The organism is Methanorbis furvi (genome assembly GCF_032714615.1).
GTDB lineage: Archaea > Halobacteriota > Methanomicrobia > Methanomicrobiales > Methanocorpusculaceae > Methanocorpusculum > Methanocorpusculum furvi.
In genome coordinates, this window is sequence record NZ_JAWDKA010000003.1 from 199,043 (window position 1) to 216,513 (window position 17,471).

The following is a 17,471-nucleotide window of genomic DNA, read 5'->3' on the forward strand; positions in this document are numbered from 1 at the left end:
AATAAGTGCGATAACCGGGGATCGAACCCGGATTAGAGGCTTGGGAAGCCCCTGTCATGCCATTAGACCATTACCGCTGTGCAGTATGTTGTTTTGCCGTCGTGGGATATAGAAGTTATCCAATATTGATCAGAGTCTCATTGGAAGCGCCGGCTGCACCGGGACAACCATTGATTTTTGCGTGCCTTTGATCCGGTAGCGCCCGGCTTCAGACTCCACATATCCTTTTGCGGCAAGTGTCCGAAGAGAACCCGTCACCTCGGGGATTGAGTGGCCCACGGTGTCGGCGAGCTCTATTGGGGTCAGCGGAGTATAGATGAGGGCAAGGAGGATCTCTGATTCGATGCTGTTTTGAAACACTCCCCGGCCGCTGACGATGACATCGTTCATCATCTCATCGATGTCTTTTTCAACAGCCTCGAGGTGTTCGATCAGTTTTTCGCGTGAGTCAAGCAGTCTTCGGATCATGAGGATTTTGTCGGTGAGAGGCGGAGCGTTGGAATCGTCACTGACTTCTGCAACCGGTCTGCTCTGCGGCGGCTGTTCAGGGACCGACATTTTCACTGAAAGCTGGAAATCCTGTACAAGATAGTAGTATTTCCGCCGTTTTTCATCCTGATAAAAGGAGATGACGTCCTCTCTCTGCATGATTGCCAGATGCTCAATAACCGCTTTCGGGTTGATAACAAGCCGGTCGGATATCTCGGTGACGAAGCAGGGCTTCTGTCTGAGAAGTTCTATTATCCGCCTTCTGTTCCGGTTTCCAAGGATATCCAGTAAATGTGCTATTGCATCCTGATCCATCATATGAAGCTTACATTATGTAAGTCTCGGGTTGGTAAATATGTTCTGGCGAAAAATGAGCTTTGCCTATGAATTCGTTTATTGGAAACTAATGTATCGTCGTAGCTCAGGCTCACTGCTTTGCAGGAAAAACTGAGCAGACGTGAACATCACCGCATATTTTCTCTTGGAAAATACCGGCAGCGTTCCTTCAAACACTCACGGTTGCGGGAAAAAAACTCACAGCGCAACACATCCGGCATCTCCATTGCTATTTCGAGATGCTGCAAAACAAAAGGAACCGTTACGCCAAGAGCAAGGAAACTGTCGCGTTTACAGCAGCGCGGTCCGCCGGCTTTTCCTATCGCATCAAGACATGCGGCGGTCAGCTGATTGGCACGTGACCATGAATCAATGCTGAGAGGATTGGTCTTTGTTGCAATCGAGTAAAACATCCCCGCACTCAGAGCCGCACCGCAGGAACCGGCAAGCCCGCAGAAACCACCCGGCACCATTGAGCCGCGGCGTACCATCTCATCAAGCGCGGTCTGTAGGCAGACATCACCGCCTGCATTGCGGTACGCCGCAAGAAGAGCAGCACCGACAAGAATGTGATGCTCAGGCCCGTGCATGTGAACGGACGGACTATGCATCATCGCTGTTGCGACAGTGAACGGATTTTTCGATTGTGTTTCCAGACAGATAGAACGAATCGCAGAAATTGCCGGGGACGCGTGACATGCATCACAGACAAAGTGGCCGTTCTCGCAACGTGCATTGCTGGAAAATTTTCTGCCGCAGACTGAACAGGTCATCTCTTCTGCGGTGTCACGATAATGCAGAGGCGCACCACAGACAAGACAGGCGGGTTCAGGGGAACTGGTTTGCATTTTTTTCAACCTCACAACGAAATATACTGAAGAATGCAGCCGGTAGCAACCGCTGCAACAAATATCGCAGTCACAAACACTATCACCAGACGTTTTTGAAATATCGCGGAAAGCATGGTAATCTCCGGAATACTCATCCCTGCTCCTCCGACGAGGAGAGCGACAACAGCCCCGACTCCCATTCCTTTCTCGATGAGAACAGCAGCTATAGGGAGAATCGTCTCTGCACGAATATACAGCGGAATGCCAATGAGAGCAGCGATCGGAATTGCAAAGAAATTATCCGGGCCGGCGACCGAAAGCACCCAGTCTGATGGAAGAAATCCGTAGATGAACGCACCGATTCCCGCACCAATCAACAGATAAGGGAGCATCTGGCGAAAAATCGTATAGGCAAAACTGATAACCTGTTCTCGTTTGGATCCTGTGTGCGTGAACTCACCCTCAACTGCGACCTGTTTGAGATACTTTCGGTAGCCGGCCTGTTCAAGGCCAAGACCGATCACCACCGAAAATATGAACATCAGTACCGCATAGACAACCGTAATTGCCGGGCCGAAGATGACCAGCATCATCGCAAGGATGACAGGATTGAGGAGTGGGGATGCAAACAGAAACGACATCGAACTGGAAAATGCAACGCCGGATTTCAGCAGTCCAAGAGTGATAGGAATTGTGGAACAGGAACAAAACGGCGTCAGTGCACCAAACCCGGCACCGAGTACACTGCCGGTAACCGAACCGGTTTTTCCGAGGACCAACTGCATTTTTTCACGCGAGACATAGGTGTGCAAAACTCCTACCAGAAGGCTGACAACGATGAACAACACCAACAGCTCTGCGGTGATGATCAGAAAGTAGGACCCAACGGAAATCAGAGTATCAGTAAGACTCATTCAGGTTTTTCCGCGTTTTCATCCGGTTTTTCCGGAACAATTTTCACATTACAACAGCAGCAGTTTTCGCCGGAGACAATGTTCTTCATTTTACGCAGTAGTCCGTTTTTTGGTTTCTCTTCAGTCATGATTTTTTCTCCTCGTGAGTACAGCCGCATTTTTCTGCGGCAGTAGAGTTGTGCAGCCTCTCTATTGCTGCGGCATAGCCGGGAATTTCGGGTGCTGTCTTCGACAGATACTGATATAATTCCTCGGGAAATGTTTCGCTGATTTTGTAGTATGCCCACTGGGCCTGTTTTCGTCCTGACAGCACACCGGCATTTTTGAGAATGGTCAGATGTCTTGATGCGTTCGGTTGGGAGAGGTCCAGACAGTCCATGACCTCGCAGACACAGAGTTCGCGCTGCATGAGAAGGGCAACAATCCGAAGTCTGGTCGCATCCCCAAGAGCCTTGAATATCTGTTCAGTCATCACAGTTCCCCCGATAATCCACAGACATGATCATGAATGGTTCGAATGACAACAAGAAACTCTTCATCGGATTTTCCGCAAGGGTCGGGAATCTGCCAGGATATTTTTTGAGAGCAGGGAACCAAGGGGCAGGAAATTTCACATCCCATGGTCACCAGAACATCAATTTTTGGAAGGGAGTCAAGAGTTTTTGGTGTCTGCTTTGTCATGTCAATGCCATAGAACGTTTTCATCAGGCGCAGAGCGGTAGGATTGACGGCTGGGGCAGGGTTGGTTCCTGCCGAGTATGCGTCAAACATATCTCCGGCATAAGTCCGGCAGAGAGCTTCGGCAATCTGGGACCGACAGGAGTTGTGGACACAGACGAATGCGATTTTTTTCATACACGTTCCTCCATGCATCCGCATCCCTGAATGCAGCAACATCCCTCGCGCTTTGGTTCGATGAGATTCTGAGGTAGATCAAGAATCTGGCGAATTTCATCGTTGGATGGATATCTACCGGTGATCATGGCAAATCCGTTCACCAGCGTCACCGGCAGAATTTTTTCTCCGTGACGGGAGACGAGACCGGCAACGACCCCATTGTGAGTGAATTTTTCAGGAGATGTCTGACGCGAGTAGCGCTCGATGCTGATTTCGTGTTCTTTGAGACGGGAAACAACAATGGTTATCCGTGATTCGTCAGGGGAAGCGGTGCCTGCATCAAAGATTTCCACCATCATTTCAGCAGCATCCGCCTTTTTTCAATTTTTCCAACAGGTCGGCTGGCAGACCCAGCCATTGTACTATCTCTGCATCGGTTGGATACCTGCCGCTTAACACAACGCTGCCATCCAGTACGGTGACCGGAGGAGTGAATGGCTCTTTACCGCTGACTGGTATGCTGTTGAAATTACAGCGTTCAATTATTATTCCGTGTCGCAGGAGTGTGCCAAGCGTCGCAGAAATGCGGCGTTCTTCAGAGTCAGTGCCCGAACAGCAGCAGTCGGTTGAACAGCATGCAGGGGAGGCAAAGATCTGGATTGTTTTGTTGGGGAGATCTTTTTTCGTCGAGGAGGTTTTGGCATTTTTTCCTACAAAGAATCGCTCCAGATTTTCAGGCAGAGTGTAAGGTGCTTTTGGATGTGGTGTGGTTCCATACAGTGCACGCAGGATGCAGTCGATGATCATTGCTTTCGGCGGCTGATCATAGGTCATGCCTTCATAGGTGAATGTCCGGCAGTCTACAGTATCACTGCAAATTTCGCCGCAACTGCAACAGCTGTTTTCAGTAACAACTCCAAAAATATCAAGACCGTTTACCCGGATGGTTGGAGAACTCAAAAAGTGATACTGGCGGGCTTGTTCTCTGGTGGCGATGTTGACAGCATTCACGCTGACCTGATAACCCAGGGTGTTCAGCACGCCGGAGAGTTCAGCAAGAGCTTCATCTAATGCGCTGTTCGTATCCATACAGCGGTCACAGGTATTCAGATCCAGGTACAAAAAATCAATTATTAACTGCTTTACCATTGAATAATGTCCTCATCAGAAATTGTTTTGAATACTGCATGCGATCTTTTCCAATATGCACATCATTGAATTGGCAGATCACGTTAGCATCATTATATACATATATTCACATATAATGATTTTGAAAAAAACATTACCAAGTTAAAGGAGAGAACAACGTAATAATTCTGACGGAAATTGTAAAACAAAAAGAAAAAAGCCTCAGGCGTGATTTGAACACGCGACCTCGTCCTTACCAAGGACGCGTGAATATGAGCCGCAATTTGAAAATAATGGTAAATTTGAGCCTGAAAATTTTTCGAGAACATCGCGGGAAAACCTACCTATCGGAAAGATCCCTGTAGAGGAGTTACCGAGTTATGGCGCGGCAATCCCCGCCGGAAGGAAAGAAGTAGGAGCGGATTATGTCATTCCCGGATATCCTGAGATGACGGTCACGGCGTTCTATGCCTTAGTCGAAGATCAGTATCTATCATACTGTGATGCGAAAGGGCTTGCAGGAGGGAAAGACGGACGAAAGACAAGATACCACAATGCGTTATCCGCACTCAGACCGATTTACAGCCCCGACGACCGCCGGAACTATGCGAACTTCAATGAGGGGGATAACATCTCTCAAATGGGCCACAATGCCCTTATGCACTTCTTCAAGTTCTGCCAAGAGATCTTAGGGTTGCAGTCGTTCAACGGCTATGGGATAGATTCAGAGTGGTGCAAAAAGGGCATGCCCTACGGAGGAGCGAAAACAACCGATGAATCAATGACCGGTAGATTTTACGACCTCACTAATGCAGAGATCAGAGCAGGATTAGAAAAACTGCCGGGTGAACTGAAAGGTTTCTATGCCCTACTCGCATACTCAGGAGCGCGCGGCGCTCAATTGTTCGATGCCCTGACGGGAGATTATGACCGAGAGATTAAGCGGATCCCGGCGGACAAAGAGAAGAACATCAAGCAGCCGCTCATCTGTCTTGATGTCAGGGACATGTCCCGAGGGAAAAAGAGGGCCTACTACTACTTTTTCCCGCCTGAGTGTGAGGCTCTGCTCAGGGCTTATCAGGTGCCGTATCAGTCTATGAGCACAATGGGAAAAAAGATCAATGAGTTAACCCAGTTCAAACGCGACGATGAAAATCGAGCCTGTAACGTAAACAGTCTGAGAAAGTGGCAGACTAACCTCATGCTCAACTACAAAGGCCCCGGGGGAACCCGGCTCTCTGATACGGATATTGATCTGATTCAGGGAAGAGTCCCAGATACTGTCCTCAGAGATAATTATCAGAACAAACTCGGAGTTGCCGCAGCTGCATACTCTGAGATCGTCGATACGCTACGGGCCACATTACCAATCCCGCAGCCGATCACAAAGAGTAACAACAAATTCGGGCAGATCCCCAAAGGAAAGAAAGAGGAGATCATTGACCTCTACAAAAAAGGAACATCCGAACGGAAGATCCACGAGCTTACCGGCGTCGCAAGAAATACCATCTCGAATATTTTGGTTGAATCCGGGATGAAGGAGGGTAAAATATACAAATAACTCCATTTCCTCTTTTTTGACCTCTGTATCGTGTTTTTGAAGCTGTTTTTTATCGGAATATACATAACACATCCTGACTAAATATCTCACAATGTCAGAAGATGATTCAAGAGACAAACTCCAAATGGATAAATATGTTGTAGCATATTTGGATCTTCTTGGATCTACAAGTAAGATCATTTCGGAAAAATCAGATAATTATCTTAATGATATTAGAAAGATATACGAAAACACATACACCCTATTTAAAAAAGAGTTTCCAGAATCGTTGGCAAATCATTCACCGAGTGGTGACTTTGCCCCATCGGATTATTTCATGAGCGAAGGAGTACAAATAAAAATATTCTCGGACAATATCCTTTTTGCACTAAGAATATCCGACCGTAAATATGATGCAATAAAAGCAACAATGCAACTCATCGTTTTTATTTCGATGTATCAATCATACTTATTATTGGAAGGGAAGTGGTTGTTAAGAGGAGGATTGACAGCAGGTAGATTACATATTGACGAGACCTTTGTATGGGGTCCAGCTCTCGTAAGGGCTCATATTTTGGAAGAAATGGCCGTCGTACCGCGAGTCTTAGTAGATGAATTTCTGATCAAGATATTCCCATATTTAAATCCAGAAACTAGTACGGGAAAAATACAGATATTGAGAAAAATGGATGAAATACCCCAGTGTTTCATAGATTATGAATGTATGTTTGCTAAACAAAATATTAAATCTGGAAATAAGAGAGGTTGGCTCTTGAGATTTAAGGAGGAGTTGCCGGGGTTACGAGATGAATTTCTGACCAAATATGACATATTAGACGATATTGGATGCGCAATTAGGTGTCATAATACAATCCCGGATGAGGCAGACATACCATCTGGATTGAGAAAAATCCAATGGGCAATCAATTATCATAATTTGGTATGTGATGAACTCAACGAACTGGATCTAAAAATAAGTTAAAGGTGTGCCTACCGGGTTCTCTTCCGGCGGCTGCCTTTCTTAGTCGTCTTCGCTGCTTTCCGGGTATAACCTTTGACGTTGTGCCCTTTCACGGAATACCCGGCTCTGTGATAACCTTTTACTGCTACCATTTCTTTCACCTGTGTTCTTTTGCGTAAGCCTCCGCGAGGATCTGTTTCGCGTTCTGCTTCGCCTGCCGATGAACCGCCGCGATTTCTTCGGGCGTCATTTCCGGCTGCTGTTCCTGTTCCGGCACTTCTGCCGGTGCTTCTGTTTCTGTCATTTCTCATACCATCCTTGAGATCATCCTGAATCCGTTGCCGGTTCTCGTGATGCACTGCATCACCTCATCCCAAATATAGCCCTCTTCGCGTTCCGTCTGCTTAAGCATCTTGTACACCTTCCCGCCGTTTTCCACAAACGACCGGATAGATGCCTTGGTGTAATCGTCAACCGGAAGATACGCCCACCAGACACCGCGTGCGTCAGTCTTTGCGGCTGTGGTGATCCCCAGCTTGCCAGAGATCAGCACATCACAATCCGCAATACCGTAACCGGTGACCGTTTGGTGCACGCCAATACGTGGTATCCTGTCGCGTTCCGTGTACATTGCCGGAACGTGTGAGGTTTTCGCGGTGTATGTTTTTCCCCGGTAGATTCCGCTGATCGTCATCCGATCAGATCGTTGTCTTACTGCCTGCCGTTCACCAGCCGGAACCCATCCGCTTCGAGTTCCCGGTGCTGTGTTGCAAGTGTAGGTTGTTTCTTTCGGGTATCTCGTCCGGTTCTCCGGGGACGTGAACCGGGCGGTAGTTGCCGCCGGATACGTCACTCCCCGATAAATGTCCGCAATGGTTGCCGGTTCACACAAATACAGAACTGTATCATGTTCTGTCATTGTTTTTCACCTCAATACTTATCCGATACCGCATAGTCAAACGGATTCGCGTATGGGATCGCGTAGTACATAGCCCCGGCTGTAACAACAGCCACAATGAACTTATGAACGGTTACCCCGTCCGGGTCAATCCAGTTCAGGATGTCGCCAATCTGCAACCCACCGGTGATGCTGACCTTGAACCAGCTGCGGGTTTCTGCGTAGGGCTTCCTACCTGCGAAAACATCGTTCTCATACATCGGGAATTTGAAATGGACTTTGTTGTTCGCTTCGCTTCTGAAGGCTTCCCGTTCCATGAACGAACCTTCGTGCTGATTCAGACCCGCAAGATTGTTTCCGTTGCTTGCATACGTCCAATTACCAAACCGATACGGTCGGAGATAGAACGTTCCAGAATCTACAACTGTGGGATCGTATTGTATGTTCGCAGTATAATCGGAGACAGTAGTCCAATTATCTCCCGAACGCTTATTATACAACACTGCTGCAAGTTCTTCGGTGTCGTCATATTCTACCCATGCTTGCGGGAAAAATTCCAGAGCGAAGAAGTCTCCAATTCCACCAGAATATGTGTTCTGGATTGTGCCAACAACTCTGTATTTGTCGATAAACATAGATACCGAGAACACGTTTGGAGATATCAGTCGGTTAATATCAGCACTGTGGCCTGCGTAGAATGGAATCAGACCGTGGTAGGTCTTGTCTGTTTTTTCATAGGTGTGACTTTCCAGATTATACCCTGCTGAAAAGATAACACGGATTCCGAGCTGATACGACACACGACCAGTACTTCCGCTATTATACCCAATATTACCCCATCCCGGAACGAACGTGACGAAGTGCCCGGTTGGGACATGCTTCAGGCAGTATCCCATGTGGTTGTGGTTATCCACTGCATCTTCATCCCACATCGTGAAATCGTCTGTTTCTGCCAGTGCCTGCGCAATCGTCGCAACAATCGTTGGGCAGTCGTAACTTCCTTGTACAAATACCATTTCATCACACCCAGATTGCATTTATCGACCAACGAAGCGGGTAATCGGTCTTGTTCTCAACTTCAATTCTGACCTCACGGAAATACACCCCGCCGAAGAACTCTAACGATCCGCTATCGTCCTGTTTCCATGTCCAAAGCTGATTGTCTTTGTAAACCCGAACGACAACACCATCCGGGACATTTGAGCAAAAATACATCAATACCCGGTTAATTGTCGTGTTGTATGCGACAATGGTCGTTTTTGGTTCAATGGTCATGATTTCGGGATTTTCGGGGAACTGCATAAGTAAATCTTTTCCAGTCACCCTATTGATCGAAATAGCCGCAATTTCTGCGTGAATCTTTTGCATTTCTCGACAGAATACTTCATCAGAAATCATTATTTCTTCCTCCGTGTTGCGACAAACACGATCACGGCACCGATCACAATCCCGATCAGATACTTTCGATACTGAAGCAGCTTGCACTTCAGACCCCCGGGTTCTCCTGACAGGATACCCTCGCATGTAGTACACTCAGTCATGATTTGCCTCCTTACAGTGCAGCGGGCATTTTGCGAACTCCCGTTTGTTCTGTTCGATTTCTCCCTTCATCTGCCAAAGCAGCGCGTATGTTCCGCCGAACCCTCCAAAAAGGGTGAGGATGAGTGCAATAAACTCAGAGTCCATTTAACTCACCATCTTCTTAATTCGAGGCCAGAGGAACCACAGGGCTACCACGGCCAGAACGATAAAGAACACCCAGCCGGTGATCTTCTGCTTACTTTCCGCCGCTTTCTGTTCTGTGCTGAAGTCCAGTCCGAAAGCCGTCTGCACTCCTGCGCCGGCAAGCAGTGCCCCGCCGCCGATCCCAGCACCCGCACCGATGCCAAGACCCGCAGCAGGCAGACCATACTTTCCGAGGTTCAGAGCTGCCGCCCGGGTAGTTCCTCCACCCGTAGCCGCTCCGGTGCTCGACTTCATCACGTTCCCGATCTCCGTCATCTTTTTGCCCTCGGAAAGGGTATCGGATTTGAAAATCTTCCCGATAGCCTCGGTGATCGCTTTTGTATTCATTTTTTACCTCCCTTTTTCGTTCCTCCGTTTTTCCGCCGCGTGAGGAAATACGCGGCTGCAAGAATGATCACGAGTGCGACCACTGCGATAAGTTTCATCTTCTTTCCAGCTGCTTCGTTTGTGCTGCCGTCCCCATCGGTGACGACCAGACCGCCGCCGGAACCTCCCGAACCTCCGCCGCCAAGCAGACCGTTCAGGAACTCGATGATCTCATCAATCTGCTGTTGCAACCATCCGAGCGCCTCGTCTACTCCCTCGATCCCGGTGTCATAGACATAGTAGGTATTCCCGTTTTCGTCCGTCCGCGTTGTCACGGTCGGCGGAAGAGTGCCGTCTCCGCTCTTGCTCTGATTGTCTCCGCCTCCGCCGCCAAGAACGACAGAGGAACCGGAGGCAAGAGCACCGCCGACAAGAACACCGATACCGGTAGCCGCTGCGACCTTTCCGAGACTGCCAAGAACACTGCTGTTTTTCTGTGCCTGTGCAACGATTTTCGTTGCCGCCTCGTTCGCGTTGCTTTTCGCGGCAATTGCTGCAACATCATCAACAGATGAGATTGCTTTTGTCGGTGCTGAGACTGTGGTTACGGGTTTTACCGTCACTGAGGATTCGGAAGCGAGAATCTTCGCCATGTTCGGCTCTGATGCCGCTGCCTTGATGTAGGTTCCTGCGGGATCCAACGGATCAACCTTTGAAATCGTCACACTGCCAGATCCGCCAATTGCTTTGGAAGATGTCAGTGCATCGTCAGTGGATTTGCTTCCGAGTTTCAGCGCATCGAAGAAACTTCCAATTTTACCCATTTAGAGTGCCCCCAGAGCGGTAACTCCGCCCCATGCGGCCTGACCGCCGTATCCTACAACATTCATGGTTTTTGAAGCCGTCTTCAGTCCTTTTAGTCCAGCTTTCACACCTTTTAATCCAAGATAACCAGTTCCGAATGTGAGCACACCTGCACCCACGGCGACCGCGTCGAATACTGCCCATCCGATATCTTCGAGATCAATCTGATCTCCGCGTCCAGTAGTCCACAGATTCACAACGTTGATCAGATCAACCGGTGCGGCAACATCCACTGCAAGACCAATGCCCACAGAAGCAATTCCTGCGGCGACATTCCCTGATGCCATTGCTTCACCGCCGGATCCATACAGATCATTGCGGAATGCAACAGCCTGATCAATGAAACCGCTTGCTACCGCCGGTGCTCCGCCGATACCATCAGCAACAACACTAAGAGCGGTTGCCGGGTTGTTCAGATCGTAGGTTTTACCGTTCGCTGCGGTGAACAGTCCTGAACCGATCCCTCCGCCGCCGACACCTTTGTACACAACTTTGCCGTCACCAGCTGCGACCGGGATCTTCTCGACGGCTGCCGCCGCACGTTCGGCCACGGTCTTGCCGCCGGTCGGCTGAAGCCAACCCTTTTCTTTGTACATTGCAAGTACGCGGGCCTGTTCGGCTGCGTCAAGATCACGGGAACTGTAAATCACATTGCTGCCAAGTCCGTAGTCGTGTAACTTCTGACTGTCGGGTGTGTCCGTCCAAGAAGAGGCTCCTGCGGGTGCATTGCTGCCGCCGCGAATACCGCCGGTGTTGAAGAACAGTGCTTCGTCGGCGACTGCGTAAGGTTTCGCGAACTGACCGAGGTATCCGGTGCTCTTCTTGTTGCCCTGCTCGTCCACCTCCGAACTGAAAAACTGCACGTTCGGATTGCTGTAATCCAGATTGTAAAGCAGGTTCGGATCGGACTTGTTCACGCTCACAGCATCCGGGTTCATCACGTTTGAGTTCCCGATTCCGAGGCCGCTAAGAACGTTCTTGCCCGCCTCAGCTGTCATCACGAACGGCATTGTAAGCGGGTTCAGCGTCAGAGCTGCCTTCATCACATCTACCGGTGTTGCTGCCGCAGCTGCTGCGGTTGCCTTCTGCACGATGTCTTTGGCATAAGTATCGGTCTGAACCTTGATCTCCTTCTTCTTCTGCTCGACCTGTGCCTTCGCATCATCAAACTGTTTCTGTAGGTTCGCCGGAATGTCTCCGCCCGCCTTGATCAGCTGATCAAGCTTCGTCTGTGCTTCTTTGAGTGTTGTCTCCGCGTCGAAAATCTTCGGGAGGTTTGCCGTAATGTCTTTGCCAAAATTGTCGAGGTTCTTTCCGAGATCATCGAAGCCCTTGGTAATTCCTGCAAGGGTATCATTCAGGCTTGAAGTGATCTGCTCGACCTGTTTCGCGGCCTGATTTACGGCCTCGGTAAATGCTGCCTGCACACCAGAAACCCAAGAACCCACACCGCCGGAACTACCAGAACTGCCGGAACTGCCGGGAGAACCGCCTCCGCCGCTCGGAGATCCACTACCGGACGGAGTGCCACTAAAGAAGTTCCGAACCGGAGCCGTAACGGTGCTAACAAAGGAAGATGCGGTATTTAAGATCGAAGAACCGAAGTTCATCAATCCATCAAAAATACCCATCTCTCATCACCTCACAGGAACTTGTTTCCGGGTTCGAGAACTGCACCAGCGCCTGCCGGGAAAGTCATCTCGAAACTGACATACCGAAGCTTGGTCTCAACATTGGACTTTGCGGCAATCTGGAAATCTCCACGGTTGAAGGTTCTTCCGTCCTTACCAAGTCCGTTCATGATCCACTCGCTGTTATAGTCCATCAGAACAACATTCTCCGGCATTTTGGTTCTCAGCCTGCGCTCATCACGTGCAACAGCGGTATTCCAGTTCACCCGGTGAATCTCGGAACGAGACGGGACGACCTGAATCAGACCGACCTGAGACGGGGCAACGGACCAGTGCATCATACCGGTGCGCAGAAGTGCGCCGGTCGGAAGATCGAAGAACCCGGTAAACTCGGTGTTTGCCCCGAGGGTTTTTTCCATTGCATAGACCTTCGGCTCTAATGCTGCTTCAAAATTCGCGCCGTAAGTTCCGGTAATTTCGGCAACAGATTCGGGAATCTTCTCGAAAACCGTTGGTTTGATCGTGCATGCGGTTACCGGACAATCAGCGGCAATCTGTTTTGCAATTGCTGCCTTAAGCGTGACTGTATCGTGCTGAATTGCAATCAGATCTCCTGCATCCAGCGTAAGCACGAAAGAGGCGTTCATCGTTGCATCATCTGCGGTAGATGTGAACGTTTTGTCAAGTACGCGAGTCGGAAGAGACATCGGCGTTGAAAGCGCGTTCCAACGTGCGATATCGAGACCAGACATGGCGTAGTGATACCGAGTATTGTCGGACATAACCGCGATCTGCTCAAACGCGGAAAGGAACTCCTGAATAGTCGGCACTTTTGCGGAACCGGTCTCGTTTTTCGCGGAAATGTTGATCTCAAGCGCGTAAGCGTCGTGAATCGAAGAATTACCCAGTTCGATTGCCGGGTTGCTCAGGTTGATTTCCTGTGCTACTGTGGTTTCCTGAAACTTCATTTCAGGTCACCTCAGATCTTCAGTGCTGCACGTAAACATGCAACAATTACTACACCCACAACGAGGGGAATTGCCACGGTAAAAAGCGGCACTTTTGCGGCATTAATAGCCGTATTTACAAAATCTGTCATTTTTGTTTTCTCCGGCTGTTACGTTTTGTAACAGCTGATGAGAAAATCGGCAAAAAAATAGATAATTTGGGGTTCCGAGTTGGTAACCGGTCGGTAACCGGTCAAATTATGCGTACTTCGCGCCGCCGGCAATCTGCCCGTAGGAAATATTGTAATATCCCCGGGAGTAAGAGACGCGGTATTCGCAGAGGTCTTTTGCTTCGGCTTCCCGAACCTGTTCCAGCATCTTTCTCTGATCCTCTTCGGATTCGCCGAAGATCAGGAAATTTTTAACTTCGTCGGACATGGTGTAAGAGCGCTTCGGCGTTCCTTCCGGCGGTGCCTGCACGGTGTTGTCAGCCGGATCAAAATACTTCTGAACTTCGTCTGCGTATGCCGCTTCGTTTTTCGCCTGTTTATCCTTAATCCATGCAATGAGAGCAGCAACAGCCGCGACAACGGCCATGATCAGCTCATACAGGTTGTTGAAATCTTCAATCATACACCATGCAATCAGCAAAAAAATAGATAATTTGGGGTTCCGAGTTGGTAACCGGTCAGTCCAACAGGCGATTATTCCGCAGCTTATCCAGCATCCAGATGATAGCCTGATTATAGGTAATTTCGATGTCTCCCCACACATCCGGCTCTTGATTCCGCATGACAGTCATTACCCTCTGAATCCGCGGGTCGGTTGTTTTTGCAATGCTGATCTTTCTTGTTCCTTTTAACGACATTTTACCCTCTGTGATGTGTCCTGCGGGTCACATCAGCCGCTTTGATAATTGTTGTATCCTCCTCAACTGCTCCCTGATCCCATACGAGTACATCATGCGGAAACAGGCTCTTGTTCAGGGTTTCAAAATCCGGGATTCCCTGAGAAATATACCGAATATCAGAGGGAATTTTATGCCGAAACAGGTAAGTGTAACCACACTGTGACCACAGAATTTGTGGGAAATTCTGAAGCCGTTGCGTCACAAACCAGAGAAATTTCTTTCTTCCTGCTCCTTCTCTCGCTATCAGTTCAAGGGTAGGATCGGCAACAGATGCATTCTTGTTCCAGTTGTGCGCCTCCTCAACGATTAGGTGACGTTCCCCCTGACTCATGAACATCTCATCGGCAAGTTCCCGGTAAAGTGCTACCAGATCAGCCGTCCGGGTGCGAAGCGTCGGAACGCAGAGGACATATGGATAGTCGATAAGTTTCCCCCAGTCGTAATTCAGTCCTGTTTTGATCTGAATCTTCTTGACTTTCGGCAGCTCTTGCAAGCCGATGTGATTATCGGTCTTCGTGTCGAGGATGATAAACGGGTGTTCCTGCTCATACATCTGCTCAATGCAGGCACCGACGAAATATGATTTCCCTGCCCGTGTTGGGGCTGCGATCATCCGGTGTGTTGGATCATCGAGGTGTAAGTCAATATCCATTATCAACCCTCTGAATCCGCTCCCATGCGGAGAGCATCTTGTCACTGATCGGCGCGGTGCTGTGAACAGGTTCCGGGGTTTCGTAGGTGTTCACGAACTCGGTTTTCTCCTCTTCGGGTTCCGGCTGCTGTGGGATCTGTTCCGGCTGTGGTTCCTGCTTCCGTTTTACGAACACCATGATCACCGGCAGGAAGCAGATCAGGATTGCACCGACGCCGATCAATCCAGCCATTGCAGGAGAGCTGATACCTTCCCCCATTCCGGCAGGCATGTAGTGGTTCAGTGCCTTTGATAGGTTCTCCTTTCCCCACTTCTCCCAAATGGTGAGGTTCGGGGCAGGGAGATCATACTCCTTGAGGAGGTCACCGGAGCTGCCGATCAGCATGTCAAGAATTCCAACAACCGCGTTCAGTTCTTCGGGCTGCTCCTGTTCTTCTCCCTTGGGAAGAAGGGGGATTTCTTCATCAAAATTGAAGTCGGGCGCTGCTCCGATGAGGTCGCCGGTGATGTCTTTCCGGTTCAGCTTTACCGGCGGCTCCTCTACGGTTGCCTCTTGCATGATACTCATTTTATTCCGCCTCCGTGATTTCCGCAGGAATTGCGGTTCTCTTCGTGTCCTCGATCTCAAACTTTACCCGGTATTCATCCAGTGAGAAGGTTCCCGTGATTTTACCCGTTTCTAACCATTTCTCGCGGAATTTTCCTTCGGTGATTACTTGTTCGGCAATTCCAACGACTCTTTCGGCAAGTGCAACGTATTTGCCGAAACCCGGGATGCTGTCAAGTCCGAACATCTCAAACCCCTACCCGGATCATTGCTCTTTCCGCCGCTGTCGGCGGTCGGAAATCTGCCGGAACAGACCGGTTCCGAGTATCCGAACGTCGTCCCAGAAACCAACCAACACCTGCCAGACAACCCAATACCACCAGCCCGGCCACGACAAGAATGATAGGAAAGCTGCCTGCCGGGCTTTTCTCCTCCTCGGTTTTCTCCGGCTCTTCCCACAGTCCTTTGATAGGTCCTTTGGTTCCCGCTTTGCTGCTCCGAGACTTCACGGAGTAGGATTTCTCAGTTATCGGGTTGTAGATTTGTTTTTCTCTTTTCTCTTCCCTTTTCTCCTCGGTTTTCTCCTCAATTTCTCCCGTTCTCTCCTGCTCTTCTCCTTTGTTCTCCTCGTTTTCTCCGGCGAAAATCACGGTTTTCTCCTGCTCCACCGGCTGATTTTCGGGTTCAGTCGAAACTTCATCTTTCCACGAACACCGCTTCGTTCCACAAACAGGGCACTTTGCAGGCTTCTTTGCAGTTCCAGTTCTTGCGATCCATTCATTTGAACAGACAAGACAAACGGCTACTCTTTCTCTTTTCTCAGGAGAAGTAGAGGTTTTCCCCTGATTTTCTCCTGTGTTTTCTCCTTCCATATGAAAATTTGTAGGGGAAAATAGAATATATATCGGAGTTCTGTTACTGATTTCGGTAACCGAACGCGAATATTTCAGCTATCAAGTCTACCTAATTATCACTGCGAGGTAGGGTAGTCAGTCAATCCCGCAAGGCCCATAACCTTGTATCCCGTCGGTTCAAATCCGACCCTCGCAACTTTGTCACCGTGACCGTGTTGGTGAGGAAGACCGCCTTGAAAGCGGTTCGGTCTTAATTGGCCTCGTGGGTTCAATTCCTACCGGTGACGTTTGCCACTTTAGCATAGTTGGGTCAATGCAGCGGTCTTGTAAACCGCATATCCTCCGTTCAACTCGGGGAGGTGGCTTTGTGGACGACGACCACGGTAAAAAATGTCAGTATGCAGGGTTCTTCAGAGATTCAGTCTCTTGGGATGTTACAATACCAGCGTTTACGTCTTTGGTTGACACCACAAAACCGGATTATTCCGGGTTCTTTTTTTCAAAAAAAGGTTATTTGGATCTCAGCCGTGCGTATGGTTTGTGTAACCTGTGATACATCCGTGCCTGCTCCACGGAATGACGCCCGATTCCTAAATATGCGGCAACTGCCGCGTCTGTTCGGTAGGTTGCTTTCAGCTCTACCAGTTTTTCTTTGTCCATCAGCTCGGGGATCAGCATCCACTTAGGTTTCATGTTGTTTTGTCCGGCGGGATTCATGCGAATTCAAGCCCTCCCTCTGGATCACATTTCTTGCACCTTAAGTCTTCGTTGAAGATCAACCGTGCAGATACCGCGTTCTTGTTCAGCCGTGCGCCGCACTTGCTGCATACGCACGTGATCTTTTTCCCGTGATACTCTAAAACCTCCGGTTCCGGTTCGGGAGGTCGTTCACGTGCGGGCACCGCCGGAGCGTTCGCGGGTTTCATGCCGTAAGGGTTGTGCGGATCCGCTGCGGGCGGTCGTGCCTTCCACATGAGATCAGCACACTTCTTGCAGATGTTCTGCGGCAACTCCATACCAGCACCGGCAAAAACTCCCTCGTATTTTTCCCGGGTGAACTCATCCATCGGTTTTTCTCCGC

Annotated in this window: 28 protein-coding genes and 4 tRNA genes; 5 read left to right on the plus strand and 27 right to left on the minus strand. The window is 49.4% G+C overall.

Annotation, left to right across the window (positions count from 1 at the left end; all coding sequences use genetic code 11):
• Positions 1-6: 6 nt before the first annotated feature.
• The 9 genes from McpAg1_RS03800 to McpAg1_RS03840 form a co-directional block, all read right to left on the minus strand.
• Positions 7-77 (minus strand) — tRNA-Gly (locus McpAg1_RS03800).
• 52 nt (positions 78-129) lie between these two features.
• Positions 130-807, minus strand: a complete 678-nt coding sequence (locus tag McpAg1_RS03805) for an ArsR family transcriptional regulator (protein ID WP_338093964.1) — start codon at positions 805-807, stop codon at positions 130-132.
• 146 nt (positions 808-953) lie between these two features.
• Entirely contained in the window at positions 954-1,673 is a 720-nt protein-coding gene (locus tag McpAg1_RS03810; RefSeq protein WP_338093965.1) for a DUF5714 domain-containing protein, read from the minus strand.
• A gap of 11 nt (positions 1,674-1,684) precedes the next feature.
• Positions 1,685-2,569, minus strand: coding sequence for a permease (locus McpAg1_RS03815; protein WP_338093966.1), 885 nt, complete (start codon positions 2,567-2,569; stop codon positions 1,685-1,687).
• Positions 2,566-2,697: a hypothetical protein gene (locus McpAg1_RS03820; RefSeq protein WP_338093967.1), complete on the minus strand. Its 132-nt coding sequence runs from the start codon at positions 2,695-2,697 to the stop codon at positions 2,566-2,568. Before McpAg1_RS03820 ends, McpAg1_RS03815 begins: the two co-directional genes overlap by 4 nt.
• Entirely contained in the window at positions 2,694-3,041 is a 348-nt protein-coding gene (locus tag McpAg1_RS03825; protein ID WP_338093968.1) for an ArsR/SmtB family transcription factor, read from the minus strand. Before McpAg1_RS03825 ends, McpAg1_RS03820 begins: the two co-directional genes overlap by 4 nt.
• The gene (locus tag McpAg1_RS03830; RefSeq protein ID WP_338093969.1) at positions 3,041-3,424 is read right to left on the minus strand and encodes an arsenate reductase ArsC; all 384 of its coding nucleotides are present in this window, start codon (positions 3,422-3,424) and stop codon (positions 3,041-3,043) included. Before McpAg1_RS03830 ends, McpAg1_RS03825 begins: the two co-directional genes overlap by 1 nt.
• The gene (locus McpAg1_RS03835; protein ID WP_338093970.1) at positions 3,421-3,765 is read right to left on the minus strand and encodes an arsenic metallochaperone ArsD family protein; all 345 of its coding nucleotides are present in this window, start codon (positions 3,763-3,765) and stop codon (positions 3,421-3,423) included. The genes McpAg1_RS03830 and McpAg1_RS03835 overlap by 4 nt, the downstream gene beginning before the upstream one ends.
• Before the next feature lies 1 nt (position 3,766).
• The gene (locus McpAg1_RS03840) at positions 3,767-4,555 is read right to left on the minus strand and encodes an arsenic metallochaperone ArsD family protein (RefSeq protein WP_338093971.1); all 789 of its coding nucleotides are present in this window, start codon (positions 4,553-4,555) and stop codon (positions 3,767-3,769) included.
• 427 nt (positions 4,556-4,982) lie between these two features.
• Here McpAg1_RS03840 and McpAg1_RS03845 point away from each other — a divergent pair, with 427 nt between their 5' ends.
• Both McpAg1_RS03845 and McpAg1_RS03850 read left to right on the plus strand, forming a co-directional pair.
• Positions 4,983-6,095, plus strand: a complete 1,113-nt coding sequence (locus McpAg1_RS03845) for an integrase (protein ID WP_338093972.1) — start codon at positions 4,983-4,985, stop codon at positions 6,093-6,095.
• Between the two features lie 91 nt (positions 6,096-6,186).
• Positions 6,187-7,056 (plus strand): hypothetical protein, encoded by an 870-nt coding sequence (locus tag McpAg1_RS03850; protein WP_338093973.1) that lies wholly within the window; start codon positions 6,187-6,189, stop codon positions 7,054-7,056.
• A 136-nt stretch (positions 7,057-7,192) separates the two neighbouring features.
• Here the strand turns inward: McpAg1_RS03850 and McpAg1_RS03855 are convergent, their stop codons facing one another.
• The 16 genes from McpAg1_RS03855 to McpAg1_RS03930 form a co-directional block, all read right to left on the minus strand.
• Positions 7,193-7,339, minus strand: a complete 147-nt coding sequence (locus McpAg1_RS03855) for a hypothetical protein (RefSeq protein WP_338093974.1) — start codon at positions 7,337-7,339, stop codon at positions 7,193-7,195.
• Between the two features lie 3 nt (positions 7,340-7,342).
• On the minus strand, positions 7,343-7,954 hold the full coding sequence (locus McpAg1_RS03860) for a hypothetical protein (protein ID WP_338093975.1): 612 nt from the start codon (positions 7,952-7,954) through the stop codon (positions 7,343-7,345).
• A gap of 11 nt (positions 7,955-7,965) precedes the next feature.
• Positions 7,966-8,949: a hypothetical protein gene (locus tag McpAg1_RS03865; protein ID WP_338093976.1), complete on the minus strand. Its 984-nt coding sequence runs from the start codon at positions 8,947-8,949 to the stop codon at positions 7,966-7,968.
• 4 nt (positions 8,950-8,953) lie between these two features.
• Positions 8,954-9,331: a hypothetical protein gene (locus tag McpAg1_RS03870; RefSeq protein ID WP_338093977.1), complete on the minus strand. Its 378-nt coding sequence runs from the start codon at positions 9,329-9,331 to the stop codon at positions 8,954-8,956.
• Complete coding sequence (locus McpAg1_RS03875; protein ID WP_338093978.1) at positions 9,331-9,474, minus strand: hypothetical protein; 144 nt, start codon at positions 9,472-9,474, stop codon at positions 9,331-9,333. The genes McpAg1_RS03870 and McpAg1_RS03875 overlap by 1 nt, the downstream gene beginning before the upstream one ends.
• On the minus strand, positions 9,467-9,619 hold the full coding sequence (locus McpAg1_RS03880) for a hypothetical protein (protein WP_338093979.1): 153 nt from the start codon (positions 9,617-9,619) through the stop codon (positions 9,467-9,469). The genes McpAg1_RS03875 and McpAg1_RS03880 overlap by 8 nt, the downstream gene beginning before the upstream one ends.
• The gene (locus McpAg1_RS03885) at positions 9,620-10,006 is read right to left on the minus strand and encodes a hypothetical protein (protein ID WP_338093980.1); all 387 of its coding nucleotides are present in this window, start codon (positions 10,004-10,006) and stop codon (positions 9,620-9,622) included.
• Positions 10,003-10,809 carry a hypothetical protein gene (locus tag McpAg1_RS03890; RefSeq protein ID WP_338093981.1) on the minus strand — a complete coding sequence of 269 codons (807 nt, stop codon included), beginning with the start codon at positions 10,807-10,809 and terminating at the stop codon, positions 10,003-10,005. Before McpAg1_RS03890 ends, McpAg1_RS03885 begins: the two co-directional genes overlap by 4 nt.
• Entirely contained in the window at positions 10,810-12,480 is a 1,671-nt protein-coding gene (locus tag McpAg1_RS03895; RefSeq protein ID WP_338093982.1) for a hypothetical protein, read from the minus strand. It lies immediately after the preceding gene.
• A gap of 11 nt (positions 12,481-12,491) precedes the next feature.
• Positions 12,492-13,448, minus strand: coding sequence for a hypothetical protein (locus McpAg1_RS03900; RefSeq protein WP_338093983.1), 957 nt, complete (start codon positions 13,446-13,448; stop codon positions 12,492-12,494).
• Positions 13,449-13,685: 237 nt separating this feature from the next.
• Complete coding sequence (locus McpAg1_RS03905; protein WP_338093984.1) at positions 13,686-14,060, minus strand: hypothetical protein; 375 nt, start codon at positions 14,058-14,060, stop codon at positions 13,686-13,688.
• Between the two features lie 55 nt (positions 14,061-14,115).
• Positions 14,116-14,295, minus strand: coding sequence for a hypothetical protein (locus McpAg1_RS03910; RefSeq protein WP_338093985.1), 180 nt, complete (start codon positions 14,293-14,295; stop codon positions 14,116-14,118).
• Between the two features lies 1 nt (position 14,296).
• A complete protein-coding gene (locus tag McpAg1_RS03915) occupies positions 14,297-14,989 on the minus strand; it encodes an ATP-binding protein (RefSeq protein WP_338093986.1) in 693 nt (230 codons plus the stop codon).
• Entirely contained in the window at positions 14,979-15,557 is a 579-nt protein-coding gene (locus McpAg1_RS03920) for a hypothetical protein (protein ID WP_338093987.1), read from the minus strand. The genes McpAg1_RS03915 and McpAg1_RS03920 overlap by 11 nt, the downstream gene beginning before the upstream one ends.
• A 1-nt stretch (position 15,558) precedes the next feature.
• On the minus strand, positions 15,559-15,783 hold the full coding sequence (locus McpAg1_RS03925) for a hypothetical protein (protein WP_338093988.1): 225 nt from the start codon (positions 15,781-15,783) through the stop codon (positions 15,559-15,561).
• 1 nt (position 15,784) lies between these two features.
• Entirely contained in the window at positions 15,785-16,408 is a 624-nt protein-coding gene (locus McpAg1_RS03930) for a hypothetical protein (protein ID WP_338093989.1), read from the minus strand.
• 102 nt (positions 16,409-16,510) lie between these two features.
• On the opposite strand from McpAg1_RS03930, the gene McpAg1_RS03935 reads away from it, so the two are divergent.
• The 3 genes from McpAg1_RS03935 to McpAg1_RS03945 all read left to right on the plus strand — a co-directional run bounded on the left by McpAg1_RS03935 (position 16,511) and on the right by McpAg1_RS03945 (position 16,755).
• Positions 16,511-16,586, plus strand: a tRNA-Met gene (locus tag McpAg1_RS03935).
• A gap of 4 nt (positions 16,587-16,590) precedes the next feature.
• A tRNA-OTHER gene (locus tag McpAg1_RS03940) sits at positions 16,591-16,677 on the plus strand.
• 3 nt (positions 16,678-16,680) lie between these two features.
• Positions 16,681-16,755, plus strand: a tRNA-Thr gene (locus McpAg1_RS03945).
• A gap of 145 nt (positions 16,756-16,900) precedes the next feature.
• Here McpAg1_RS03945 and McpAg1_RS03950 read toward each other — a convergent pair.
• Together McpAg1_RS03950 and McpAg1_RS03955 are read right to left on the minus strand one after the other, a co-directional pair.
• Positions 16,901-17,083 carry a hypothetical protein gene (locus tag McpAg1_RS03950; RefSeq protein WP_338093990.1) on the minus strand — a complete coding sequence of 61 codons (183 nt, stop codon included), beginning with the start codon at positions 17,081-17,083 and terminating at the stop codon, positions 16,901-16,903.
• Between the two features lie 20 nt (positions 17,084-17,103).
• The coding region (locus McpAg1_RS03955) for a hypothetical protein (protein ID WP_338093991.1) at positions 17,104-17,471 on the minus strand (368 nt) is incomplete at its 5' end.